The 24,065-nt window shown below is 62.2% G+C and carries 24 protein-coding genes and 1 riboswitch; of the genes, 20 read left to right on the top strand and 4 right to left on the bottom strand.

Features of this window, described 5'->3' with window-relative positions:
• From QVE23_RS00865 to QVE23_RS00830, 8 genes are all read left to right on the top strand, one after another.
• Positions 1-221 (top strand): ABC transporter substrate-binding protein (locus tag QVE23_RS00865; RefSeq protein ID WP_502919049.1); only part of this gene is annotated, 221 nt, incomplete at its 5' end.
• Between the two features lie 78 nt (positions 222-299).
• Positions 300-1,181, top strand: a complete 882-nt coding sequence (locus tag QVE23_RS00860; RefSeq protein ID WP_337542176.1) for a branched-chain amino acid ABC transporter permease — start codon at positions 300-302, stop codon at positions 1,179-1,181.
• Positions 1,182-1,194: 13 nt separating this feature from the next.
• Positions 1,195-2,364 (top strand): branched-chain amino acid ABC transporter permease, encoded by a 1,170-nt coding sequence (locus QVE23_RS00855; RefSeq protein WP_119311652.1) that lies wholly within the window; start codon positions 1,195-1,197, stop codon positions 2,362-2,364.
• Positions 2,361-3,203: an ABC transporter ATP-binding protein gene (locus QVE23_RS00850; protein ID WP_119310847.1), complete on the top strand. Its 843-nt coding sequence runs from the start codon at positions 2,361-2,363 to the stop codon at positions 3,201-3,203. Before QVE23_RS00855 ends, QVE23_RS00850 begins: the two co-directional genes overlap by 4 nt.
• Entirely contained in the window at positions 3,196-3,906 is a 711-nt protein-coding gene (locus QVE23_RS00845; RefSeq protein WP_021750258.1) for an ABC transporter ATP-binding protein, read from the top strand. The genes QVE23_RS00850 and QVE23_RS00845 overlap by 8 nt, the downstream gene beginning before the upstream one ends.
• Positions 3,907-4,146: 240 nt before the next feature.
• The gene (gene arcA, locus QVE23_RS00840; protein ID WP_021750257.1) at positions 4,147-5,391 is read left to right on the top strand and encodes an arginine deiminase; all 1,245 of its coding nucleotides are present in this window, start codon (positions 4,147-4,149) and stop codon (positions 5,389-5,391) included.
• 850 nt (positions 5,392-6,241) lie between these two features.
• Positions 6,242-7,240, top strand: coding sequence for an ornithine carbamoyltransferase (argF, locus tag QVE23_RS00835; RefSeq protein ID WP_021750255.1), 999 nt, complete (start codon positions 6,242-6,244; stop codon positions 7,238-7,240).
• A gap of 195 nt (positions 7,241-7,435) precedes the next feature.
• Positions 7,436-8,803 carry a YfcC family protein gene (locus QVE23_RS00830; protein WP_249390844.1) on the top strand — a complete coding sequence of 456 codons (1,368 nt, stop codon included), beginning with the start codon at positions 7,436-7,438 and terminating at the stop codon, positions 8,801-8,803.
• A 135-nt stretch (positions 8,804-8,938) separates the two neighbouring features.
• Here the strand turns inward: QVE23_RS00830 and QVE23_RS00825 are convergent, their stop codons facing one another.
• The gene (locus QVE23_RS00825) at positions 8,939-9,787 is read right to left on the bottom strand and encodes a DegV family protein (RefSeq protein ID WP_025544984.1); all 849 of its coding nucleotides are present in this window, start codon (positions 9,785-9,787) and stop codon (positions 8,939-8,941) included.
• Between the two features lie 174 nt (positions 9,788-9,961).
• Between QVE23_RS00825 and QVE23_RS00820 the strand changes: the two genes are divergently transcribed.
• Both QVE23_RS00820 and QVE23_RS00815 read left to right on the top strand, forming a co-directional pair.
• Positions 9,962-10,414, top strand: coding sequence for a MarR family winged helix-turn-helix transcriptional regulator (locus QVE23_RS00820; protein WP_021750252.1), 453 nt, complete (start codon positions 9,962-9,964; stop codon positions 10,412-10,414).
• Positions 10,411-11,793: an MATE family efflux transporter gene (locus QVE23_RS00815; RefSeq protein ID WP_021750251.1), complete on the top strand. Its 1,383-nt coding sequence runs from the start codon at positions 10,411-10,413 to the stop codon at positions 11,791-11,793. The genes QVE23_RS00820 and QVE23_RS00815 overlap by 4 nt, the downstream gene beginning before the upstream one ends.
• A 76-nt stretch (positions 11,794-11,869) precedes the next feature.
• On the opposite strand, the gene pdxR is transcribed toward QVE23_RS00815, so the two are convergent.
• Entirely contained in the window at positions 11,870-13,261 is a 1,392-nt protein-coding gene (gene pdxR, locus QVE23_RS00810) for a MocR-like pyridoxine biosynthesis transcription factor PdxR (RefSeq protein ID WP_287967430.1), read from the bottom strand.
• A 123-nt stretch (positions 13,262-13,384) separates the two neighbouring features.
• Here pdxR and QVE23_RS00805 point away from each other — a divergent pair, with 123 nt between their 5' ends.
• On the top strand, positions 13,385-13,936 hold the full coding sequence (locus QVE23_RS00805) for an ECF transporter S component (RefSeq protein ID WP_287224691.1): 552 nt from the start codon (positions 13,385-13,387) through the stop codon (positions 13,934-13,936).
• Positions 13,937-14,173: 237 nt separating this feature from the next.
• On the opposite strand, the gene QVE23_RS00800 is transcribed toward QVE23_RS00805, so the two are convergent.
• Positions 14,174-14,998, bottom strand: a complete 825-nt coding sequence (locus tag QVE23_RS00800; protein WP_287554516.1) for a DUF975 family protein — start codon at positions 14,996-14,998, stop codon at positions 14,174-14,176.
• Positions 14,999-15,342: 344 nt separating this feature from the next.
• Here QVE23_RS00800 and rsxC point away from each other — a divergent pair, with 344 nt between their 5' ends.
• The 6 genes from rsxC to QVE23_RS00770 are packed head-to-tail and all read left to right on the top strand — an operon-like array spanning position 15,343 to position 20,518.
• Positions 15,343-16,716: an electron transport complex subunit RsxC gene (rsxC, locus tag QVE23_RS00795; protein WP_287554517.1), complete on the top strand. Its 1,374-nt coding sequence runs from the start codon at positions 15,343-15,345 to the stop codon at positions 16,714-16,716.
• Positions 16,713-17,735 carry an RnfABCDGE type electron transport complex subunit D gene (locus QVE23_RS00790; protein WP_287224689.1) on the top strand — a complete coding sequence of 341 codons (1,023 nt, stop codon included), beginning with the start codon at positions 16,713-16,715 and terminating at the stop codon, positions 17,733-17,735. The genes rsxC and QVE23_RS00790 overlap by 4 nt, the downstream gene beginning before the upstream one ends.
• Entirely contained in the window at positions 17,732-18,364 is a 633-nt protein-coding gene (locus tag QVE23_RS00785) for an RnfABCDGE type electron transport complex subunit G (protein ID WP_021748242.1), read from the top strand. Before QVE23_RS00790 ends, QVE23_RS00785 begins: the two co-directional genes overlap by 4 nt.
• A 17-nt stretch (positions 18,365-18,381) precedes the next feature.
• Positions 18,382-19,017 carry an electron transport complex subunit RsxE gene (gene rsxE, locus QVE23_RS00780; RefSeq protein WP_021748243.1) on the top strand — a complete coding sequence of 212 codons (636 nt, stop codon included), beginning with the start codon at positions 18,382-18,384 and terminating at the stop codon, positions 19,015-19,017.
• On the top strand, positions 19,017-19,607 hold the full coding sequence (rsxA, locus tag QVE23_RS00775; RefSeq protein WP_021748244.1) for an electron transport complex subunit RsxA: 591 nt from the start codon (positions 19,017-19,019) through the stop codon (positions 19,605-19,607). The genes rsxE and rsxA overlap by 1 nt, the downstream gene beginning before the upstream one ends.
• 17 nt (positions 19,608-19,624) lie before the next feature.
• Positions 19,625-20,518 (top strand): RnfABCDGE type electron transport complex subunit B, encoded by an 894-nt coding sequence (locus QVE23_RS00770; RefSeq protein ID WP_021748245.1) that lies wholly within the window; start codon positions 19,625-19,627, stop codon positions 20,516-20,518.
• Between the two features lie 52 nt (positions 20,519-20,570).
• Here QVE23_RS00770 and QVE23_RS00765 read toward each other — a convergent pair whose 3' ends face one another.
• On the bottom strand, positions 20,571-21,083 hold the full coding sequence (locus QVE23_RS00765) for an ATP-binding protein (protein WP_276896222.1): 513 nt from the start codon (positions 21,081-21,083) through the stop codon (positions 20,571-20,573).
• A gap of 135 nt (positions 21,084-21,218) precedes the next feature.
• Positions 21,219-21,323, top strand: a riboswitch (THF riboswitch).
• A 77-nt stretch (positions 21,324-21,400) separates the two neighbouring features.
• Between QVE23_RS00765 and QVE23_RS00760 the strand changes: the two genes are divergently transcribed.
• The 3 genes from QVE23_RS00760 (at position 21,401) to grpE (ending at position 23,887) form a co-directional block, all read left to right on the top strand.
• Positions 21,401-22,012 (top strand): folate family ECF transporter S component, encoded by a 612-nt coding sequence (locus QVE23_RS00760; RefSeq protein ID WP_021748247.1) that lies wholly within the window; start codon positions 21,401-21,403, stop codon positions 22,010-22,012.
• Between the two features lie 193 nt (positions 22,013-22,205).
• On the top strand, positions 22,206-23,279 hold the full coding sequence (gene hrcA, locus QVE23_RS00755; RefSeq protein WP_276896224.1) for a heat-inducible transcriptional repressor HrcA: 1,074 nt from the start codon (positions 22,206-22,208) through the stop codon (positions 23,277-23,279).
• Positions 23,276-23,887 (top strand): nucleotide exchange factor GrpE, encoded by a 612-nt coding sequence (grpE, locus tag QVE23_RS00750; RefSeq protein ID WP_021748250.1) that lies wholly within the window; start codon positions 23,276-23,278, stop codon positions 23,885-23,887. Before hrcA ends, grpE begins: the two co-directional genes overlap by 4 nt.
• The last annotated feature ends 178 nt before the right edge of the window (positions 23,888-24,065 follow it).

The raw sequence follows: 24,065 nt of genomic DNA, 5'->3' as shown, positions 1-24,065 counted from the left end.
GCGATGCGGCCGACTATGTGGCGCTGGAGGCCCTGAAGGCCGCCGGCTCCGCCGATTCCGGCGATGTGATGATGGCGCTGCCTGACGTGAGTTATGACGGCGTCTCCGGCCATATTGAGTTTGATGACTTGGGTGATGCCATCCGGGATACCGCCTATATCAAGGTTGCAGATCCAGCCAACAATGTCTGGAGACTGGAGACAGTTCAGACTGTGAGCTGAAAAACGGAAAGAGATCCGAATCCTGAGGAAATATCTGGGGCCAAGGGAATCCTTGGTCCCAGAGTAATAAAAGGGGGTATCCCTGTGCAATACGGAATTTCCATCCTGCTCTCCGGCATCTCGCTGGGCGGGCAGTACGCCCTGATCGCCATCGGATACACCATGGTTTACGGCATCCTGCGCCTGATCAACTTCGCCCACGGCGACGTGTTCATGGCGGCGGGATTAATCATGGTCTATCTCAGCGCAAGCCTGCCCATCGGCGTGGCGCTGCCGCTGATGATCCTGCTGACGGTGCTGCTGGGCTTTGTCATCGAACGGGCAGCCTACAAGCCGCTGCGCAGCGCGCCCCGGATGAGCGTCATGATCTCCGCCATCGGCGTCAGCTATCTGCTGCAGAATCTGGCCACCTATATCACCGGCGGACTGCCGCAGATGTACCCCAGCCTGCCCGGCCTGTCCAGTCAGATCACCATTGCCGGCACCTCCACCAAAATGGTGACGGTGATTACGCCATTCCTGGTGGTGGCGCTGGTAGTGGTGCTGACCCAGCTCATCAACCACACCAAGATCGGCATGGCCATGCGGGCCGCCTCCCGGGATTTTGAGACCGCGCAGCTGATGGGCATCAAGATCAACAACATCATCAGCTTCACCTTTGTCATCGGTTCCTTTCTGGCGGCGGTGGGGTCTGCGCTGTACTTCACCAACTATCCCTCCATCGTGCCGCTGTCCGGCTCCCTGCCGGGCCTGCGGGCCTTCGTGGCGGCAGTGTTCGGCGGCATCGGCTCCATTCCCGGGGCCGTGGTGGGGGCATTCCTCATCGGTCTCAGCGAGACGGTGATCAAGAGCTCCAACTGGAGTGTGTTTTCCGACGCGTTCACTTTCGCGCTGCTCATCATCATCCTGGTGGTGAAGCCCACCGGCCTGTTCGGTGAGAAGTCCACCGACAAAGTGTAAAGGGGGCGTCACGATGCTGCAAGAAAAAAAGAGCAAACGGGGCGCGTGGATCGCCCTGGGCTGCGTGGCGGCCCTGCTGGTCCTGGTGATTGTGCTGGAGAACACCATGCAGCCCACCAGTATGCTGTTCACCGTGCTGAAGAAGGGGGCTGTGTACGCGCTGGTGGCGGCCTCCCTGAACCTGCTGAACGGCTTTACGGGCCTGTTCTCCCTGGGGCAGGCGGGCTTCATGCTGCTGGGCGCCTACACCTACGCCATTCTGACCATTCCCTCTGCCGACCGGGAGAGCGTCTACTACCTCTACGGCGGCTCGGCAGTGAATTTCTCCCTGCCGGAGCTGTTCGGCGGCGGCGCCCTGGGTCTGATCCTGGGTGTGCTGGCGGCGCTGATCCTGGCGGGCTGTGTGGCGGCGGTGATCGCCTGGCTTATCGGCCTGCCGGTGCTGCGGCTGAAGAGCGACTACCTGGCCATCGCCACCCTGGGCTTTGCGGAGATCATCCGGGCCATCTTCCAGTGGGACCGGCTGGGCCCTGTCACCAACGGCGCCAACGCGCTGAAGAGCTTTCCCACCTTCTCCAGCTTCAACATCGAGAACGCCAATGGGGAGGTGGTGCTGCGCCTTTCCACCTTTGTGCCCTTCCTGCTGGTGGCAGTGTGCATCGGGATCATGGTGCTGCTGATCAACTCCACCTATGGCCGGGCCTTCAAGGCCATCCGGGAGGATGAGGTGGCCGCCGAGGCCATGGGCATCAACCTGGCCAAGCACAAGCGGATGGCCTTCTGCATCAGCTCCTTCTTCGCCGGCGTGGGCGGCGGCCTGTTCGCCATGTTCGCCAACCAGGCCCAAGCCAAGACCTTCACCACCTCCATGACCTACGAGATCCTGCTGATCGTGGTGATCGGCGGCATCGGGTCCATCTCCGGCAGCTGCATCGCCTCGTTCCTGTACGTGGCGGCCAGCGAGTGGTGGCTGCGGTTCCTGGACACGGAGACGTATATCGGCGCCTTCAAGGTGCCCTTCCTGCGGACCGGCTTCCGGATGGTGGTGTTCTCCATCATCATCATGATCGTGGTGCTGTTCTTCCGCCGTGGCCTCATGGGGGACCGGGAGCTCTCTGATGTGGCCCGGAGCCTGCGGGCCCGCCTCTCCGGAAAATCGAAAAAGAAGGAGGCGGCGAAATGAGTGAGAAGATCCTTCGTTTGGAGAATATCACCATGCAGTTCGGCGGCGTCATCGCCGTGAACAACATGAATCTGGAGGTAGGCGAGGGGGAGATCGTCTCCCTGATCGGCCCCAACGGCGCGGGCAAGACTACGGCCTTCAACGTCATCACCGGCGTGTACCAGCCCACCAACGGCGCGGTGTGGTACCGGGGGGAGAAGATCGTGGAAAACTACCCCCAGGGCAAGATGCGCAAGCTCTACAAGGGCGAGCACGCCGGGGAGTACACCCACGCCCTGGCCCCCACCCCGGACAAGATCACCCGGATGGGCATGGCCCGGACTTTCCAGAATATCCGTCTGTGGAAGGACCAGACGGTGTTCGACAACGTGCTGACGGCCATGCACTGCCGTGCGACGTGCAACCTCCTCACCGCGACCTTCCATCTGAACCGGCAGGAGGAGGCGCGGCAGCGCCAGCGGGTGGAAGAGCTGCTGGCGGAGGTGAACCTCAGCGACGTTTCCGGGGAGAAGGCGAACTCCCTGCCCTACGGCAAGCAGCGGCGGCTGGAGATCGCCCGGGCCCTGGCCACGGATCCGCAGCTGCTGCTGCTGGACGAACCGGCTGCGGGCATGAACCCCCAGGAGACCGACGAGCTGACGGCCTTCATCGGGGAGATCCGCACGAAGTTCGGCCTGACGGTGTTTCTGATCGAGCACCACATGGACCTGGTCATGGACATCTCCGACCGGATCTATGTGCTGGACTTCGGCAAGCTGATTGCCGACGGTACACCGGCGGAGATCCAGAACAATCAGCGCGTCATCGACGCGTACCTGGGGGTGGCGGAAGATGCTTAAAATCCAACAGCTGCGGGTGTCCTACGGCGGCATCCAGGCTCTCCGGGGCATCGACCTGGAGGTGCCGGACGGCAAGATCGTCACCCTGATCGGCGCCAACGGCGCGGGCAAGTCCACCACCCTGCGGACCATCTCCGGCCTGGTGAAGGCGGAGTCCGGCTCCATCCAGTGGAACGGGGAGGAGCTGCTGGGCAAGCCCATCGACAAGATCATCTCCGCGGGCATCGCCATGAGCCCGGAGGGGCGGCGGGTGTTTGCGGACCTGACGGTGCTGGAGAACCTGAAGCTGGGAGCCTACCTCCGCAAGGACAAAGCGGAGATCGAAAAGGACCTGAAATGGGTCTATGAGCTGTTCCCCCGGCTGGAGGAACGGAACTGGCAGTCCGCCGGCACCCTCTCCGGCGGCGAACAGCAGATGCTGGCGGTGGGCCGGGCCCTGATGTCACGGCCGAAGCTGATGATGCTGGATGAGCCGTCCCTGGGCCTGGCGCCGCTGGTGGTGCAGGACATCTTCTCCATCATCCGGGAGATCAACCGCCAGGGCGTGACGGTACTGCTGATCGAACAGAACGCCAACATGGCCTTGAAGATCGCGGACCTGGCCTATGTGCTGGAGACGGGGAACATCACCATGTCCGGCACCGGCGCGGAGCTGCTGGCCAATGAGAAGATCAAAGAGGCGTATCTCGGCAAGCACAGATAACAGCAGGAGAGAGGCGGAAGCCTCTCTCCTGTTTTTGCGTTTCCACTGCCGATGCCGCGGGACCCCGGAGGCGGCGGGGAGACGCCGCGGCCCGAAGGAGGGACGGGCGGCCTTTGCGGAGAACATGTGGGGAGAACGGACGATTCGTCCGTTCTTTTTTTGCGCGGATTTTTCGGAACGGCGCATGAAATGCCAAAATCCAGAGACCCTAAACCAGAGCGATTTCCCTGTACCTTTCCGATGAACAAAGGAGTGAGCTTTTTGGAAACCGGAATTCACAATACCTCCGAGATCGGGCGGCTGAAAAAGGTCCTGCTCCACCGCCCCGGCGGTGAGCTGGAAAATCTGATGCCGGAGTATTTGGAGCGGCTGCTCTTTGATGACATCCCCTATCTGAAGGAGGCCCAGCGGGAGCACGACGCCTTTGCCGACTGCCTCCGGCAGCAAGGAGTGGAGGTGGTCTACCTGCGGGATCTGGTGGCGGAGTCCATCACGGACGCCGACGTGCGGGCCGACTTGATCCGCCAGTTCCTGGAGGAGTCCGGCGTCAAGGACGACCGGCTCCGGGAGAGCCTGGAGGACTTCCTCTCTGCCCTGCCGGACAAGGAGATGGTGTCTGCCATGATGGCGGGCGTCCGCAAGTCCCAGCTCCGGGCAAACAGCGCCCGGCTGGGGGACTATCTCTCTGCCGCCGGGGATGATTACCCCTTCGCCGTAGATCCCCTGCCCAACCTCTATTTTACCCGGGACCCCTTCGCCACCATCGGTACCGGCGTGTCCATCCACAAAATGCACACCGCCACGAGAAACCGGGAGACCCTGTTCGGCAAGTTCATTTTCGAGCACCACCCGGACTACCGCAACGCCCCCAGGTGGTACGACCGGGGCGAGACCTCCTCCCTGGAGGGGGGCGATATCCTGATCCTGTCCCCTCAGGTGCTGGCGGTGGGCATCTCTCAGCGGACGGAGGAGGACTCCATCGACGCCTTGGCGGAGACGGTGCTCTCCGAGAGCAAGACCTTCCGCAAGCTGCTGGCCTTTGACATTCCCAAGAGCCGGTCCTTCATGCACCTGGATACGGTGTTCACCATGGTGGACCGGGACAAGTTCACCGTCCATCCCAACATCCTCCAGCAGATTACGGTGTTCGTCATGGAGCTGGACGAAAACCGGAAGATGAAAATCCGTCAGGAGGACGGCCGGCTGGAGGACATCCTGAAGGAGCACCTGGAGCTGGATAAGGTGACACTGATCCCCTGCGGCCAGGGCAGCGAGATCGACGCCGCCCGGGAGCAGTGGAGCGACGGCTCCAATACCCTGGCCATCGGCCCCGGCGAGGTGGTGGTGTACTCCCGGAACTATGTCACCAACCGGGCCCTGGAGGAGGCGGGCATCCGGCTCCACACCATTCCCAGCGCAGAACTCTCCCGCGGGCGGGGCGGACCCCGGTGCATGTCCATGCCGCTGTGGCGGGAGGATCCGTAAGCATTCGCGGAGCGTGAATGGGCCGCCCCGGCGGCCGGGGGATGCTGGCCCCGGCCAGGGAGGGCTTGTCCAGCGGGATGCACCCCCATGTCGTCGCAAAGTCCGCTCAGCCCCGTTTCCGTGTACGGCGAAAACTGCGCCCGCTCCCTTGCACCCCAAGGGCACTTCCGCGCCTACTCCGTGGGCTTGGGCGATCCTCCTCTCCCCACCGTGCGGGGCGCGGCGGGACCCCTTATCGGTCTTGCCAAAAGAGAAACGGGCCGTGCACGGTCCAAAGAGAAAGGCGCCTGGATGCGCTCTGGTGCAGTGGCCCTCCGCGCTGAAGGGGGGCGGCGAATCGGTGCCTGCTCCGATTTGGCCTTGCCTTCGGGCACGCTAGGCCCTTCTGCAATTCCCCCGACTGCCGTCCCGCGGCGGATGGTGCGGAAGTTGCCGGGATGCAAGGACGCATTTGAACTGCTTCGCTTTTCCTGTCTCGCACTACGGCGCTCCGGGGATTTCCGTCATCAGTGTTCCACTGGTTCCTCCTTCCGCGCGTTCGGCTTCGCTACGCACTGCCCTGGCGGTCATGGAAGCTGCAGCTTGGCCCTATGCTGAAACTCTCATTAACCACCGGCCAGCGGCAGCGAAAATCAGCGCAGCGTGTATCCCGGACTTCCCCGGGCTGGAGGGGCTCCCAAGGGCCGGACGTTTCCCTCTCTGACCGCCGCAAGGGATCGCCAACCTTCCCCCGCCGAAACATGTTTTCTTTTCCGCCGGGAGCAGTATCCCCCACAGCCCCTGTTCGGCGGTCCACATCTGTCCCCTCAAAAAGTCCGCATCATGAACAAGATAAAAAGGAGTGCATTTTATGGCAATCAATTTGAAAGGCCGGAGTTTTCTGACTCTGGAAGACTTCACCCCCGCGGAGATCCGTTATCTCCTGGACCTGGGCCACGACCTGAAGGCCAAGCGCCGGGCCGGCATCTGCGACCCAACCCTTCAGGGCAAGCACATCGTGCTGCTGTTTGAAAAGACCTCCACCCGCACCCGCTGCTCCTTCGAGGTGGCTGCTACCCAGGAGGGGGGCCACGTCACCTATCTGGACGCCGGCAGCAGCCAGATGGGCAAGAAGGAGTCTCTGGAGGACACCGCCAAAGTGCTGGGCCGGTTTTTCGACGGCATCGAGTACCGGGGCTACGACCAGAAGGTGGTGGAGGATCTGGCGAAGTACGCCGGTGTGCCCGTCTGGAACGGTCTCACCGACGCAGACCACCCCACCCAGATCCTGGCGGACATGATGACCATTGAGGAGCACTGCCACAAGCCCCTGAACCAGGTGAAGGTGGTGTTCCCCGGCGACGTGCGGAACAATATGTGCTACGCCTGGATGATCGGCGCCGCCAAGATGGGTATGCATTTTGTGGGCCTGGGGCCCCAGGAGCTGGCCAAGGAGATGGACGGCACACTGGTGAAGCGGGTATTCGCCACCGCACGGGAGAACGGCGGCCTCATCGAGATCACCGACGACATGAACTCCCTGAAGGATGCGGACGTGATCTACGGCGACATCTGGGCTTCCATGGGCGAGGAGGACCTGATCCCCGAGCGGGCCAAGCTGCTGACGCCCTACCGGGTGACGGAGGAGACACTGAAGGCCACCGGCAACTCCAACGTGCTGTATCTGCACTGCCTGCCCTCCTTCCATGACTTTGAGACCAAGCTGGCCAAGGAGTGGCAGGACAAGGGCGTGGACATCCGGGAGGTCACCGACGAGGTGTTCCGCAGCCGCCACAGCGTGGTATTCGACGAGGCGGAGAACCGGATGCACTCCATCAAAGCTGTGCTGGTGGCCACCATCGGAAGATAATTCATGGAAAAGGCGCCGCCTTTTTCGTGAGAGCGTTTACAGCTATCTGCATGCACTCGCTTCGCTTGCACACTTGATAGCTGGGAAGGATGTTTGCCGACACGCGTGCTGCCGGCAAACATGATGGAAATGATGTTGACGCCGCGGCGTCAAAACAGAAGCGGGGTAGATATCTTGAATCAAAAAAAATTCCACATGCCCACAGCCTATACGATCCTGTTCCTGCTGCTGATCCTGGTGGCTGCCGCCACCTGGATCATCCCGGCGGGCAGCTATGACTACGTGGACGGCGTGCCGGTGGCGGGGACGTACCACACGGTGGAGCAGAATCCCCAGGGAGTGGGCGACGTTCTGAAGGCAGCTTTTTCTGGCTTTTACGACGCGGTGGACGTGTGCATCTTCATCCTGATGGTGGGCGGCTTTCTGGGCGTGGTGATGAAGACCGGTGCCGTGGACGCCGGCGTGGGCAACGTCATCCGCCTGCTGGGCGGCCGGGAGAAGTGGCTGATCCCCATTCTGATGCTGCTGTTCGGCCTGGGCGGCACCACCTACGGCATGTGGGAGGAGACCATGGCCTTTTATCCCCTGCTGATCCCGGTGTTCCTGGCGGCCGGGTACGACGCGGTAGTGGGCATCAGCGTGATCCTGCTGGGGGCCGGGGCCGGCGTCATCGCCTCCACGGTAAACCCCTTTGCCACCGGCATCGCCGCGGGCTTTGCCGGGGTCTCTCTGGGAGAGGGTATCGTGCTGCGGCTGCTGGAGTGGGTGGCCTTTGAGGCGGCGGCCATCTGGTTTGTGATGGCCTACGCCGCGAAGGTCAAGAAGAACCCCTCCAAATCCGTGGTGGGCGTGGGCGCGGGCAAGATCCAGGTAAGCATGGACCAGCAGGTGCCCTTTACCGCCAAGCGGAAGGTCATCATGGCCCTCTTTACGCTGACATTCCTCATCATGGTCTATGCTGTGGTGCCCTTTGACGAGATGGGCCTGTCCCTGCCCGCTCTGGGCTGGTGGTTTCCGGAGCTCTCCGCCCTGTTCCTGGTGGCAGGTGTCGTCATCGGCCTCATTGACCGGATGAGTGAGGAGGAGCTGGTAGAGACCTACGTGGCCGGCTGCGCGGACCTTTTGGGCGTGGCCTTTATCATCGGCATCAGCCGGGGCATCACTGTGCTGATGAACGACGGCGCCATCACCGACACGGTCCTCCACTGGGGAGAGCAGGCCCTTTCCGGCGCCGGGGCCATCAGCTTCACGCTGCTGGTGTTCGCCCTGTACCTGCCCCTCACCATCCTGATCCCGTCCTCGTCGGGCCTGGCGACACTGTCCATCCCCATTGTGGCGCCCCTGGGCAAATTCGCCGGGGTGGGCGGCGATCTGGTGGTGACAGCGTTCCAGTCCGCCTCCGGCCTGGTGAACATCATCACCCCTACTGCGGCGGTGGTGATGGGCGCCCTGGCCCTGGGCCATGTGCCCTACGACCGCTGGGTGAAGTATGTGTGGAAGCTGATACTCTGGTTTTTGCTGCTGGCCCTGGCGTTCCTGGTGGCGGGTGTGCTGCTGGGATAGAAAAAGCAAAGCGCGCACGGTTTTCCGTGCGCGCTTTTTTGCCATATCCAAATGCCGGAAGATGGCGGTTCCGGCGGCTGACTGCTGTTCCGGAAGCGGCCTTCCGCGGAGGCGCCTGATGGGGAAGGACGTACCTCAGTACCCCACGATGAGGCCCTTTTCCATGGCATAGAAGCTGGTGAGTCCCCGGCAGGACAGCAGGTCCACCTGTTTCACCGGCAGGTCTGCCAGGATCTGCCGCTTCAGGGCCATAGCACCCTCCAGGTTCTCACAGTGGGAGATTACCACCTCTGCGTCGGTGCAGTCCTTGCTGGCCTTCATCAGGGCGGTGATGGCCCGGTAGGTCTTACCCACGCCCCGGGCCTTATCCGCCACATGAATGGTGCCCTCGGCTGTGGCGTCCGCAATGATGTGGATGCCCAGGGAGCGGAGCAACGTGCCCACAATGGGCCGCATCCGGCCATTTTTGATGAGGTTGTCGAAATTCTCCAGGGTGAAGCAGGTCCGCAAGGTGGCCTGATAGCGGTGGAGCTGCTGGCAGAGAGCGTCGAAGTCCCCATCATCCCCCGCTGCCTCCATCAGGGCCTGGGCCCGGCGGATCAGCAGCACCATGGCCCCGGCGGCGGCGCGGGAGTCGATGACGCAGATCTGCTTTTCCGGGTGCTCCTCCAGCACCATCTCCCGGGCGATGCAGGCCGCGTGATACGTGCCGGAGAGCTGGGAGGAAAGCGTGAAGCAGACGGTACGGTCCCCCCGCTCAAAGGCCCCGGCAAAGTCGGCGGGGGAGGGGCAGGCGGACGAGGAGGCAGCCTTCTCCACCGCCATGGCGGAGAGCAGGGCGGGAACCGACAGGGCGTCATCGTCCACAAATTCCCGGCCGCCCACCTGGATGCGCAGAGGCACGGTCTCAAACCGGACGCAGCTGCTGTGGAAGGAAGCTGTCCGCAGGTCGCAGCTGCTGTCGCTCACAATATTCCATGTCATAAAGAACACCCCGAAATCTGATTTTAAAAACGATATCTTCTGCCACCATCATACTGGAGGAAGGGAGAATTGTCAAGGATGGATTCGGAAATCTTGACAGGCGGAAAAAATAGTGCTATGCTGGAACAGTTCTTATAAGAACTGTTTTAAATAAAATGAAAGGGGGCGGGCGCTGTGGCAGTGAGCAGTACGCAGCTGCTGCGGGTTATCCAGCAGTTCCGCCGGTATTACGATAGGCATTTCTCAGAGCTTCTGTCCCGCACCGGGCTCTCCATGCGGGAGATGCATGTGGTGCTGTTTCTGGCCAATCATCCGGCACATGACACTGCCCGGGACGTGACAGAGCTCCGGGGACTGGCCAAGAGCCAGGTGTCCGCCGCGGTGGACCTGCTGGCGGCGCGGGAGCTGCTCCGCCGTCAGCCGGACAAGGCAGACCGCCGGGTGATCCATCTGGCGCTGACAGATGCGGGCGCGGCCCTGGCCCGGGAGGGGCAGAAGCTCCAGAGTACCTGCCTGGACGCGCTGTTTGCCGGTCTGACACAGTCGGAGGCGGAGCGATTTCAGGAACTGCTGGAAAAGGTTCTGACCAGCGCGGAAGTGCGGTTGAAGGAAGGAGGCAATACATGAGCCGTCGAAATGTGGACCTGGGCAGCGGGAGCGTGGGAAAGCTGCTGTTTTCCCTGGCCGTTCCTACCATCACCTCCCAGATCGTCAACATGCTGTACAATCTGGTGGACCGGGTGTACATCGGCCACATGCAGCCGGTGGAGACTGTGGGCAAGCTGGCCCTCACCGGCGTGGGGGTGTGCCTGCCCATCATCATGGTGATCTCCGCCTTCGCGGCCCTGATGGCCTTCGGCGGCGCACCCCGGGCCTCCATCGCCGAAGGGCGGGGAGACCTGAAGGAGTCGGAGCGGATCATGGGCAACAGCTTCACCATGCTGGTGGCGGTGTCCGTGGTGCTGACTGTGGTCTTTCTGGTGTTTGCGGAACCCATGCTCCGCATCTTCGGCGCCAGCGACAACACCATCGGCTACGCCCTGAACTATATGCGCATTTATGCCCTGGGCACCATCTTCGTCCAGGTGACCCTGGGCATGAACGCCTATATCACCGCCCAGGGCTTCACGGTGGTGGGCATGAAGACTGTGCTGATCGGCGCGATCCTCAATACGGTGCTGGACCCCATCTTCATCTTCGCCTTCGGCATGGGGGTCCGGGGCGCGGCCCTGGCCACCATTCTATCCCAGGCGGTCTCCGCGGTGTGGGTGCTAAAGTTCCTTACGGGCAGCAAGACCAAGTGGCACCTGCGGCGGGAGCACCTGCGGCCCCAAGCCAAGGTGGTGCTGCCGGCCCTGGCCCTGGGCGCTTCCCCCTTCATCATGCAGTCTACGGAGAGCCTCATTACCGTGTGCTTCAACTCCTCACTGCTGAAATACGGCGGGGACATCGCTGTGGGTGCTATGACCGTGCTCTCCAGCATCATGCAGTTCGCCATGATGCCCCTCCAGGGCCTGACCCAAGGGGCCCAGCCCATCATCAGCTACAACTACGGCGCCCGGAATCCGGAGCGGGTACGGCGTGCCTTCCAGGTGCTGCTGATGGCCTGCCTGGCATACTCCCTGCTGCTGTGGGCGCTGGTGCAGCTGTTCCCCCAGCTGTTCGCCCTGATGTTCACCTCGGACAGCGAGCTGGTGAGCTATGCCTCCTGGGCCCTGCGGATCTACATGGCGGCCACCGGGATCTTCGGTATCCAGATCGCCTGTCAGCAGACCTTCGTGGCCCTGGGCAACGCCAAGATCTCCTTGTTCCTGGCAGTGCTGCGGAAGATCATCCTGCTGATTCCCTTCATTTATATTCTGCCCAACTTTTTTGCGGATAAGGCTTTTGCGGTCTTTCTGGCGGAGCCGGTGGCGGATTTCCTGGCGGTGTGTACCACAGCCACCATGTTCGCTGTCCATTTCAAAAAGAGCATGACCGCGCTGGAGGGAAAGCCCGGCGTGTGAACCGAAAACCCGATGCAGAGAGCCGGCCGCCCTTGGGGCGGCCGGCTTTTTTGCGCGGGGGAGTGGACGGCAGGCATCAGGCCCCGAAGATCTCCGCCAGCAGGTCCATGGCCTCTGGCAGCGCCGCCGGGCTGAGGCCGGCATAGTTCACCACCAGCGTGTGGGCGTAGGCAGGGGAGGGGATGGCGGCGTACTCCGAGAGAAAGCCCAGCCGGACGCCCAGGGCCGCAGCCCGGTCCCGCAGGGCCTCGTCGCTCTCCCGGGTGTCCAGCCGCAGGAGAAAGTGGAGCCCCGCCCCCTGCTCCGAGATCGTGATCCGATTCCGGAAAGGGCTGGACCGGAAGGAGGCCAGAACCGCGTCGTGACGGGTGCGGTACTCCTTGCGCATCCGGGCCAGGTGCTGCTCGTAGTGGCCCTGGTCCAGGAACCGGGCCAGCACGTGCTGGTCCAGGGCGGGCACCGTGCAGGAATAAAAATCCAGCTCCCGGCGGTACTGCTCCAGCAGGCGGGGCGGCAGCACCATGAATCCCACCCGCATGGAGGGGGAGATGGTCTGGGAGAAGGTGTTCATGTACACCACCCGCCCGGCGGTGTCGATACTCTGGAGGGTGGGAATGGGACGGCCTGTAAAGCGGAACTCGCTGTCATAGTCATCCTCGATGATGATGCCTCCGGCCTTCTCAGCCCAGCGGAGCAGGGCCTGCCGCCGGCCGATGGGTGTCACCAGTCCGGTGGGATAGTGGTGGGCGGGAGAGAGATGGACCACACTGGCTCCCGCCGCCTCCAGGGCCTCCGGGGGAACGCCCTGGCCGTCCAGGGGCACCGGGCGGCAAGCCGCGCCGCACTTGCCGTACACCTGGCGGATTTTGGGATAGCCCGGATCCTCCACGGCAAAGACGGCCTCCCGCCCCAGCAGCTGAGCCAGCAGCAGATACAGGTACTCCGCCCCGGCCCCCACCACGATCTGCTCCGGCGGCACAGCCATGCCCTTATACTCCCGCAGGTCCCGGGCGATGGCCTGCCGCAGGGCGGGCAGCCCCTGGTGGGGCACTGGGCGCAGCAGGGCTTCCCCGTCCTCGGACAGCACCTGCCGGGTCAAACGGGCCCAGGCCGCCGCGGGGAAGCGGCTGGCGTCCACCTGGTTGCTCTTCAGATCCAGCCGCCAGACCGGGGCCTCCGGCGGCGCCTCAGGAGCCGGAGGAGCGGGGACGGCAGGCCGGGGCCGCTCCACCTCCGCCACAAAAAAGCCCCGCTTGGGCTGGGTGTACACATAGCCCTCCGCCTCCAGCTGCTGGTAGGCCCCCTCCACCGTCATGACGGAGATGTGCAGGTGCTCCGCCAGGGCCCGCTTGGAGGGCAGCCGCTCCCCGGCCGTCAGGGTGCCGTCCAGGATGTCCCCCCGGATGCAGCGGTACAGGTATTCATACAGCGGCGCTCTGCCGCGGTTTTCCAGGGCGTAGGTACGCATGGGCTTCCTCCATCTGACCTGATAAAAAATTCAGAAATTGACGCTTTTAATCATATCATATTTGTTCTATGATGGCAACAGCAAATGGGGCGCGAGACGGCCCCGCCGGAAGGAGAAGAGGATATGGAGAAGACAGTGGAGCAGGAGACGGCCAAGACCTTCCAGCGGACACGGATGGTCGTGATGGCGGCGGCCTTTGCGGCGCTGGCCTGCGTGGCCACTATGGTGGTGAAGGTGCCGTCCCCCACCGGCGGCTACATGAACCTGGGGGACACGGTGGTGCTGCTGGGCGGATATCTGCTGGGGCCAGCCTGGGGCGCCCTGGCGGGCAGCATCGGCCCGGCCCTGGCGGATGTGCTGCTGGGCTCGCCCATCTACGCACCCGCTACCCTGGTCATCAAGGCAGGGATGGCGGCTTTGGCGGCCGCGTGCCATCAGGCGTTCGGAAAGGGACGGGGTCCCCTGGGCCTTGCGGCCTGCGGCATCATGGGAGAGCTGCCCATGGTGGTGGGCTACTGGCTGTACGACGCCCTGCTGCTGGGGAGCGCGGCTGGTGCCGCGGCGGGTATCCCCAGCAATCTGGTGCAGGCTGCCTTCGGCATCGCCGCCTCCACACTGCTGGCGGCGGCTCTGGGCCGCAGCGCCTACGTCCGGCGGGAGTTCCCCCGGCTGTGATCCCCGCAACATGGAAGAAAGCTCCCCCGGCGGGCCAAAGGCCCGCCGGGGGAGCTTTGCGTCTGAGGGAGAATCTGAAAGATGCTTGTGGAGGGGGGCCCTTGGCGCGGAGGCGGACCCCGGAAGGAGGCCGGATGGCGCAGAGCCCCCGGCCCGGCCCGCAGGCGAGGTCTCCTGAAAGAGAGGCCCCCAGCGGGTTCTAAAACCCGCCGGGGGCTTGTAGGCTTAATGGGGCGCTCAGAAGCCTCCCCAGCCGCTGTCAAAGCTGCCGGGATCCTTGGGGGCCGCGCCCTCTCCCACGCCGGAAGTGTGCTTGGCGGTGTCAAAATAGCCAAGCTCCGTGCACTGGTAGACCGGTAGGTAGAACAGCGCCACCAGCAGCGGCCAGACACAGCCCAGCACCACCTGCAATCCTACGGGCATGGGCAGGGTGATGGCATAGACCTGGGCGGGGTTCGCCAAATAGTAGCCGGGGTCCTGGAAAATGCAGGCGTAGATATAGCCCGTCTGCACGACGGAGGTGAGGGACGCCAGGAGGAGCCAGCCGATATAGCTCAGATCCAGCATGAACAGCTGCCCCTTGTAGCCAAGAGTCTGCTGCTTGCTCATGTTCAGGGCCTCCATCACCCCGATGCCGGGGTTCTCATAGAGGTTGTACAGGGCGAAGCGGTAGCGGTAGGCGGCGATGATGCCTGGAATGACGAACAGCAGTGACCAGAAGAACGTGAAGAGGTAGATCACGATGTTCAGCAGGATGACCTTGCCCACAAAGGAGAACCCGTCGAACAGCGTCAGGTATTCCGCCCGCTCGCCCCGGCGGATGGCCATGCAGTACATCACGAAGCCGGAGGCCAGGACCATGCTCATCAGGCCGGTGAGGATGGAGATGAAGGTGCCCAGCAGGCCCGGATTCATAAGACCCATGAAGCTGTCCGCCAGGTTCAGCACCAGCACCAGGGCCAGGTACAGGCAGGTCATCCCGCGGGGGCTGACCTGGGCGGAGCGCAGCAGCTCCTTCATCTCCTGCTTCAGCTGCTTTCGGTCGATCAGTTGTGCCATCATAATATGTCTTGGCCTCCAGATAATTTGAAAATGGGGCGGCCGGAGCCGGACCCGTATCACCAAGCATATCATGTTTCTTCTGAAATAACAAGAGACGGCGTAAAAATGGGAGGGAATGACAGAACTGGATAAAACGTGTGAAAAGTTGCAAAGATTCTGTATAAAGAAGCATATTTTTTTCAAAAGTTGTCGTTCACAGTCTGGACATTTTTCAAAAATAGGTGTAGAATGAGGCGCAGTATGTGATAGTGTCGCCTGCCTGGAGACCCCCTCTCTTGGGAAGGGGAGGGGCCGTGCCCTCCTGCCCGGGCCGACTATCAAGGAGTAAAAATGAGGTGAAGACAATGGCACAAGCTTTCTTTGGCGGCGTTCATCCCCATGATATGAAGGCCGCAACCAATGAAAAGGCCATCGAGCAGCTGGCTCCGCCGGCTGTTGTGGTCATCCCCATGTCGATGCACTTTGGCGCGCCCTGCACGCCCCTGGTCAAGGCCGGGGACCACGTGAAGGTGGGCCAGAAGATCGGCGAATTCCACGGATTGGGCGCCCCGATCCACGCCAGCGTTTCCGGCACGGTGAAGGCAGTGGAACCCCGCCCCTATTCCATGGGCGGCAACATCACGTCTGTGGTCATTGAAAACGACATGCAGGACGAGGTGAGCGAAGAGCTCCAGGCCCCCGCGGATCCCAATGCCCTCAGCGTGGAGGAGATGGTGGAGATCGTCAAGAACGCCGGCATCGTCGGCATGGGCGGCGCTACGTTCCCCACCCACGTGAAGATCACCAGCGGCATCGGCAAGGTGAACACCGTCATCATCAATGGCGCGGAGTGCGAGCCCTACATCACGGGCGACCACCGCACCATGCTGGAGCGGCCCGAGGAGATCATTGGCGGCGCCAAGTTCCTGGCCAAGATGTTCGGCGTGGACAAGGTCGTCATCGGCGTGGAGGACAACAAGCGCAACGGCATCGACGCCATGAACAAGGTCATTGCCGAGCAGAAGGCTCCCGTGGTGGTGGAGCCCCTGCGCTGCCGCTACCCCCAGGGCGGTGAGAAACAGCTCTGCCAGGCCATCACCGGCCGCCAGGTGCCCCCCGGCGGACTGCCCGCCGATATCGGCTGCGCCGTATTCAACATCAACACCACATGCGCCATCTACCGGGCCCTGACCACCGGTATGCCCGTGGTGCGCAAGATCGTCACCGTCTCCGGCTCCGGCGTGGTGGAGCCCAAGAACTTGGAGTGCCCCATCGGCACCCCCGTCTCCAGCCTGTTGGACGCCTGCGGCGGCCTGAAGGACGGTACATACAAGCTGATCGCCGGCGGCCCCATGATGGGCATGGCCCAGTACACCGCGGACATCTCCGTGGCCAAGGGCACCGGCGCCATCCTGGCCTTCTGCGAGAACGAGGAGAAGACCGTGGAGAATCCCCAGTGCATCCGCTGCGGCAAGTGCGTGTCCGTCTGCCCGATGCACCTGGAGCCCCTGTTCATGTACCAGTATGCCTCCAAGGGCATGGTGGAGGAGCTGAATGACGCCCACATCATGGACTGCATGGAGTGCGGCGCCTGCTCCTACATCTGCCCGGCCCGGATGCACCTGACCCATATGTTCAAAACCGGCAAGCAGCTGGTGAAGGACAAGGCGGCCGCTGACCGGGCTGCCGCCGAGGCAAAGAAAAAGGCCGAAGAAGCAAAGGAGGCCGCTGCGAAATGACTGACTACAAGAATCTCAAACTGATTGCCACTTCCTCTCCCCACATCCGGGCGGCGGAGAACACCCGCTCCATCATGCTGGATGTTATCATCGCCATGATGCCCGCCCTGATCTGGGCCATTGTGAAGTTCGGCTTCCGGGCCCTGACTCTGACTGCCGTGTCCGTGGTGGGCTGCATGTTCTTTGAGTGGGGCTATCGCAAGCTCATGAAGAAGCCCCAGTCCGTGAACGATCTCTCCGCCGTAGTCACCGGCATCCTGCTGGCGTTCGTGTGCCCGGTGAACATGCCCTACTGGATGATCCTGGTGGGCGACTTCTTCGCCATCGTGGTGGTCAAGCAGCTGTTCGGCGGCATCGGCAAGAACTTCGTCAACCCCGCGCTGGCGGGCCGTGCCGCCCTGGTGGCCAGCTATGCCGGCACCATGAGCGGCGCCTGGGCGGATCCCCAGGCCGGCTGGGTGCCCCTGGCCGGCACTGCCGACGTGGTTACCGCTGCCACGCCTCTGGCCTATATGAAGACCGGCGACATGGCCGGCCTCACCAGCCAGTACAGCGTGACGGATATGTTCCTGGGCAATATCGGCGGCTCCCTGGGCGAGATCTCCGCCCTGCTGCTGATCGTGGGCGGAGCGTATCTGATCTGGCGCAAGGTCATCAGCTGGCAGACCCCCGCGGCCTACATCGCCACCGTGGCCGTGCTGACCTTCCTGTTCCCCAAGGGCGGCGCCGACAATCTGCAGTTCATGCTGTACAGCATCTTCGGCGGCGGCCTGATGCTGGGTGCCTTCTTCATGGCCACTGACTACACCACCTCCCCCGTCACCAAGACCGGCCAGCTGATCTTCGGCCTGGGCTGCGGCCTGCTGACGGTGTTCATCCGCTACTTCGGCTCCTATCCCGAGGGCGTGTGCTACTCCATCATGATTATGAACCTGGTAGTGGCGCTGATCGACAAGGCTGTGAAGCCCTCTCGCTTCGGCGTTGTGAAATCCGCTAACAAGGAGGCGGCTGCGAAATGAGCAACGAAGTCAAGACCAAAGAAAAGATTGATATGGACCCCAAGTACATCGTAAAGCTGACTGTGACCCTGCTGGGGACCTGCCTGATCGTGGCACTGCTGCTGGGTCTGGTCAACGGTGTGACGGCCGGCCCCATCGCTGAGATCAACCAGCAGAAGACTGAAGCGGCCATGCTGGCCGTGGTGTCCGATCCGGACAACACCACCTTCTCCGACGCGCTGGAACTGTCTGGCGACATGACCGCTGCGGCCACAGCTGCCGGCGGCACCCTGAACGAGATGTACGAGGTCCAGGTGAACGGCGAGGCCGCCGGCTATGCCGTAAAGGTCACCGCCTCCGGCTCCCAGGGCAGCATTGAAATGATGGTGGGCGTGGACGCGGAAGGCGCCGTCACTGGCGTTTCTGTCGTCAACCACTCTGAGACCTCCGGCATCGGCACGAAGGTCGTGGGCAACGAACCCACCGCCTCCGGCGTGGGTGTGCTGGACCAGTTTATCGGCAAGAGCGCGGCGGACGGCACTCTGACGGTGGGCACTAACGTGGACGCCATCACCGGCGCCACCGTCTCCACCAAGGGTGTGACTGCCGGCGTGAATGCGGCGCTGGCTGCCGTGGCTGCCATGGGCTGAGAAGGGAGGAGCAATTCATGAATTTAGGCAAACAGTTCAAAGAGGGACTGATCACCAACAACCCTGTGCTGGTGCAGGTGCTGGGCATGTGTTCCACCATGGCCATCACCACCTCGTTCTTCAACGGCCTGGGCATGGGCGTGGCGGTCACCGTCATCCTGACCCTTTCCAATGTCATCATCGCGGCTATCCGCAAGATCGTGCCGGACAAGATCCGTATCGCCATGTTCATTGTGGTGATCGCTGGCTTCGTGACCTGCGTGGATCTGCTGATCCAGGCATTCGTTCCGGCCCTGTCCGAGTCGCTGGGCGTGTTCATCCCCCTGATCGTGGTGAACTGCATCATCCTGGGCCGGGCGGAGTCCTTCTCCTACAAGAACGGTGTGGCCGCTTCCTTCTGGGACGGTATCTTCCAGGGCTTTGGCTACACTGTGGTGCTGATGGTTATGTGCATCATCCGTGAGTTTCTGGGCGCCGGCACCTTCGGCGGCGGTATCCTCAACGGCGGCGATGGTATTCAGATCCTGCCGGAGCAGTTCCCCATCGGCATGCTGACCCTGCCCGTCGGCGGTTTCCTGGTGCTGGGCTGCCTCATTGCCCTGATGCAGTGGGCGCTGTCCAGACCTAAGAAAAATAAGGAGGAGAGCAAATAATGGATCAAATCTATGAACTCCTGGCAATTACGCTGGGTGCCATTCTGGCAAACAACTTCATCTTCTCCCAGTTCTTAGGCATCTGCCCCTTCCTGGGTGTTTCCAAGAAGGTGGACACCGCTGTGGGCATGGGCATCGCTGTGACGTTCGTCATGGGACTGGCTTCCGCCGTGTGCTATGCGGTCAACGAGTTCGTCCTGGTTCGCTTTGGACTGGAGTATATGCAGACCGTGACCTTCATTCTGGTCATCGCATCCCTGGTCCAGTTCGTGGAGATGTTTTTACAGAAATCCATGCCGTCTCTGTACACGGCTCTGGGTGTGTATCTGCCCCTGATTACCACCAACTGCGCCGTACTGGGCGTGGTGCTGCTGAACGTGCAGAACAACTATAACTTCATCTCCTCCGTAGTTTACGGCATCACCGGCGGCCTGGGCTTCCTGCTGGCCATCGTGCTGTTCGCCAGCATCCGGGAGCGGCTGGTGTTTGCGGACTATCCCAAGGCGTTTGAGGGCTTTCCCATCGCCCTGGTCACCGCTGGTCTGATGGCCCTGGCGTTTATGGGCTTCTCCGGTTTGAAGGTCTGGTAAGAGGAGGCAAGAGGAAAATGGATATCGGAAATGTCATTGCTGCCGTTGTGGTGCTGGCTGTCCTCGGCGCCGTGTTCGGCTTCATCTTGGCAGTAGCCTCCAAGGTCTTTGAGGTAAAGAAGGACCCCCGGGAAGAGGAAATCCTCAGCCATCTGGCCGGCGCCAACTGCGGCGGCTGCGGCTTCCCCGGCTGCGCCGGCTGTGCCGCCGCCATCCTGGCGGGCACGGCTCCGGTGAATGCGTGCGCCCCTGCCGGCGCGGAGAATGCTGCCGCCATCGCAAAGATCATGGGCCAGGAGGCTCCCTCCGGTGAGCGGAAGGTGGCTTTTGTCCGCTGCAACGGCGGCACCAACGCCGCCAAGCGTTATGAGTACGTCGGTGTGAAGGACTGCCTGTCCGCCACCAAGGTGGCCGGTGGTCCTCTGGAGTGCCAGTTCGGCTGTCTGGGCTTCGGCTCCTGCGTGTCCGCCTGCCAGTTCGGCGCCATGTCCATCGGTCCCAACGGCGCCGCCGTGGTGGACCCGGACAAGTGCACCGACTGCATGGCCTGCGCCAAGGCCTGCCCCCGCCATCTGATCACGGAGGTCCCTGTGTCCAAGAAGGTCCACGTGGCCTGCGCCAACCAGGACAAGGGCAAGGCTGCCATGAGCGTCTGCACCCACTCCTGCATCGGCTGCGGCCTGTGCCAGAAGGAGTGCAAGAAGGACGCCATTCATGTGGTGAACGGCGTGGCTGTCATCGACTACGACAAGTGCGTGGGCTGCAAGCTCTGCACCAAGGTCTGCCCGCGGGACGCCATCCTTCCCATCGCCACCGCGGAGGAGAAGGAGAAGTACAAGGCCATCAAGAAGGCCCAGGCGGAGAAGGCCGCTGCCGCGAAGGCTGCGGAGACCGCTGGCGCTGCCCAGTAACGTAGAGTAAGTGAAAAAACGATCCCGGCCCGAAAGGGCCGGGATCGTTTTTTCACAGGGGGATATCCACCTCGTACGCCTGATCGATCAGAATGCAGGGATACCCCCAGGTCTCGCACATCTGCTGATAGTGCGCGTTATCCAGGAGGAGAGTCTCTTTCGTACAGGTGGAATCGTCAATGCGCCGCTCTGCCGCACAGGCATATTTTTGTATGTCTGCAAAATGGGTCTCGATATATGCCTTGGTCATCACAAGGCAGCAAAAGCGGATTTCCCGGAGATAGGACGGCGTAAAGTCCTGACTCCAGCGTGGGGGGACATAACAGCCCTCCACGATCAGATCCTGGCGGTTTTCAATGGCGGTTTTGATGATCTCCCGCACAATCGGCCACAGATAGGACTCCAGCTCCTGGTCATCCTCCGGCGTGAGGCGGGTGTTGCCGCTTCGGATAAGTCCCATTTTCAGAAGATCCATGGAGAGACAGGGATAGCGGTATGTCTGGAGAAGTCTCTGGGCCAGCAGGGTTTTGCCTGTGTGCGAGGCGCCGGTAATCAAAAGAACCATCTGCGGATCGCCTCCTCTCCTATTCGGGTTGCGGTCATCTTAACACATGGACCGGATTGCCGCAAGGTGTGCTGGAAAAACGGCGGAAACCCTTGCTTTTTTCCGCGAAAGTCCTATAATGGACAATATCTAACAGGCAGAGTAGGGACATACGTGTACATCCAGTGCTGGAGAGACGGGGAGTTGCTCTTCGGACGAAAGGACCGCGAGTCCGCAGTGTGTGTCCCGCATCCCGCTGCCGCATACAGGGACCCTTTCGGCCTTCCTCTGTGCGGCATCTCCGAATTTCGGACTGCCAAAACAGAAGGAGGTTTTTTATGTACGCACATCCCTTTTCCGCCGACTACTGGCGGGACGCGTCCCGGGAGGTCCGGGACCTTCGGAAGCTGCTGTTCTCCGCCCTGATGATCGCCCTGTGCATTGTGCTGGCCCAAGTGCCCTCGGTGCCGCTGTTCGGCGGGGCCAAGGTCACCTGGGGCTTCCTGGCCCGGTCCGTCTGTGCTTGGGTCTGCGGCCCGGTGCTGGGCCTGCTGTTCGCCTTTGCGGAGGACATCCTCAGCTTCTTCCTCACTGGAGGAGGCGGCTATCCCTTTTTCCCCGGCTATACTCTGACCACCATGCTGGGTGTGCTGACCTACGCTCTGTTCCTGTACCGGGCGCCCCTGCGGGTCTGGCGGATCTTCTGCGCCAAGCTGGTCACCAATGTGCAGAACGTGGTGCTGGGGGCGCTGTGGATCGCCATTCTCAACAGCAACGGCCGCTTCAGCCTGGAGGCCTGGTATGCCAGCGCGTCTCTCAGCGCGGTGAAAAACCTCATCATGCTGCCGGTGCAGACGGTGCTGCTGGTGCTTCTGCTGCGGGCGCTGCAGCCGGCCCTTCAGCGGACGGGGATGCTGCCCCGGCAGGGGGCGGGGGCCAGGCCGGACTGAGCGGACAGGGGGACCATGTGAGACGAAAAACCGGCCGCGGCAGGCGGCCGGTTTTTGATTTGCGGAGCCGCGGAAAATGTTCAAAAATCCGATGGCATTTGTTTACAATTTGTTTATATCCATCCGTTGACAATGAAGGCGCGTGGTGGTAAACTCGTTTTAGCACTCCGAAGAAAGGAGTGCTAAAACCAGCGTGAGACAGCTTGGACCAGAGGTGCTTTTTGTGGAACTCACGGACCGGAAAAAGCAAATACTGAAAGTGGTGGTGGAGGACTATGTCCGTACTGCAGAGCCGGTGGGTTCCAAGGCCATTGCCGCGGAGATGGGCGGCGTCAGCTCCGCCACCATTCGCAACGAGCTGTCGGATCTGACGGAGCTGGGCTATCTGGAACAGCCCCACACCTCCGCCGGGCGGGTGCCCTCTCCCAAGGGTTACCGGCTGTATGTCAACGAGCTGATGGAGCGCCAGCGGCTCTCCATCGCAGAGACGGAGCGGATCAACCAGTCCCTCCAGATGCGGATGGAGGAGCTGGACCGGGTGATCTCCCAGGCGGGCCGGGCGGTGAGTTCTCTGATGAACTACCCCGCCTATGTGGCCGCCACCGGCAAGAAGCAGATGACCGCCCGGCGGTTTGAGCTGCTGCCCGTGGATGAGCACAGCTGCATCGTGGTCATGATGATGGGCGACAACCGGGTGAAGAGCCAGCTGCTGCGGATGCAGCTGAAGGTGGACACCGAGCAGATGCCCACCCTGGTGAACCTGCTGAACAGCAACTTCACCGGGATCTCCGCAGACGAGATGAACCGGCGGCTGATGGATGTGTCCGAACAGGTGACGCCCCAGATGTTCCTGCTGTTGAGCCAGACCATCGCCTACGCGGCGGATGTGCTGGAGGAGGCGGGGCAGAAAGAGGTGTTTACCGTGGGCACCAGCCAACTGCTGAAGCTGCCGGAGTTCCGGGACGCAGACAAGGCCCACCAGCTGATGAGCTTTTTGTCCGACAGCAAGGAGAATCTCCCTGTGCCGGACGAGGGGCCCATGAAGATCCTGATCGGTCCGGAGAATGTCAGCGAGGCCCTGCAGGACACCAGTGTGGTGGTGGCCAGCTATGACATCGGCAACGACATGCGGGGCCTGATCGGCGTGGTGGGACCCACACGAATGGATTACGGAACCGTGGCCGCCCGGCTCTCCGGCTTTGCGGAGGGATTGACGCGGCTGTTCGGCAAACAGGAATTACCCCCGAAGGAGGATGCAAAAGAATGAGCGAAGAGACGAAGCAGCCGGCGGAGGAGACGCCGGAAGAGCCGCAGGAGGCTCCTCAGGAAGAGGCTCCCCCCGCGGAGGAGAAGGTGCCCGATGAGAAGGCGGAGAAGGCCGCCAGGGGCAAGAAGAAAAAGGAAAAGACCTACACCCTGACCCGGGAGCAGATGGAGGCGGCGGAGCTGGCCGCCCGGCAGCTGGAGTCCGTGAAGGATCAGTTCGTCCGGCTGACGGCAGAGTACGACAACTACCGCAAGCGCACCGCTAAGGAGAAAGACAATCTCTACCAGGACGCCAAGGCGGACACCATCAAGGAGTTCCTGGCGGTGTACGACAACCTGGAGCGGGCTGTGGCCACTGAGGGCGATGAGGACTCTCCCCACAAGAAGGGGCTGGAGATGATCTTCCACCAGTACCAGGAGATCCTGAAGAAGCTGGGAGTCACGGAGATCGAGGCCCAGGGCCAGCCATTTGACCCGGAAAAGCACAACGCCGTTATGCACATCGATGATGAGAACCTTGGGGAGAACGTGGTATCCCAGGTGTTCCAGGCGGGGTTCCTGCTGGGTGACAAGGTGATCCGACACGCTATTGTGCAGGTGGCAAACTGAGCGAATTCGAGAGGGGGACTGTGTCCCCCCTCGACCTTCCCCCGCACCAGTGACATCGGCCACTGGCGTGGGGGCCCCCGGGGCACCAGCCCACGGGGTTTTTTTGGGCCTATATCCAGTCAACAAAGTGGGATTTTTTGGCCGGGGGGGGCTGTATACAAACAAAGCGAATATTTTT

Origin of the sequence: Oscillibacter sp. KLE 1728 (genome assembly GCF_934833455.1) — a bacterium.
In the GTDB taxonomy this organism is placed as follows: domain Bacteria; phylum Bacillota; class Clostridia; order Oscillospirales; family Oscillospiraceae; genus Oscillibacter; species Oscillibacter welbionis.
This window is presented reverse-complemented; position numbering and strand designations above follow the sequence as displayed.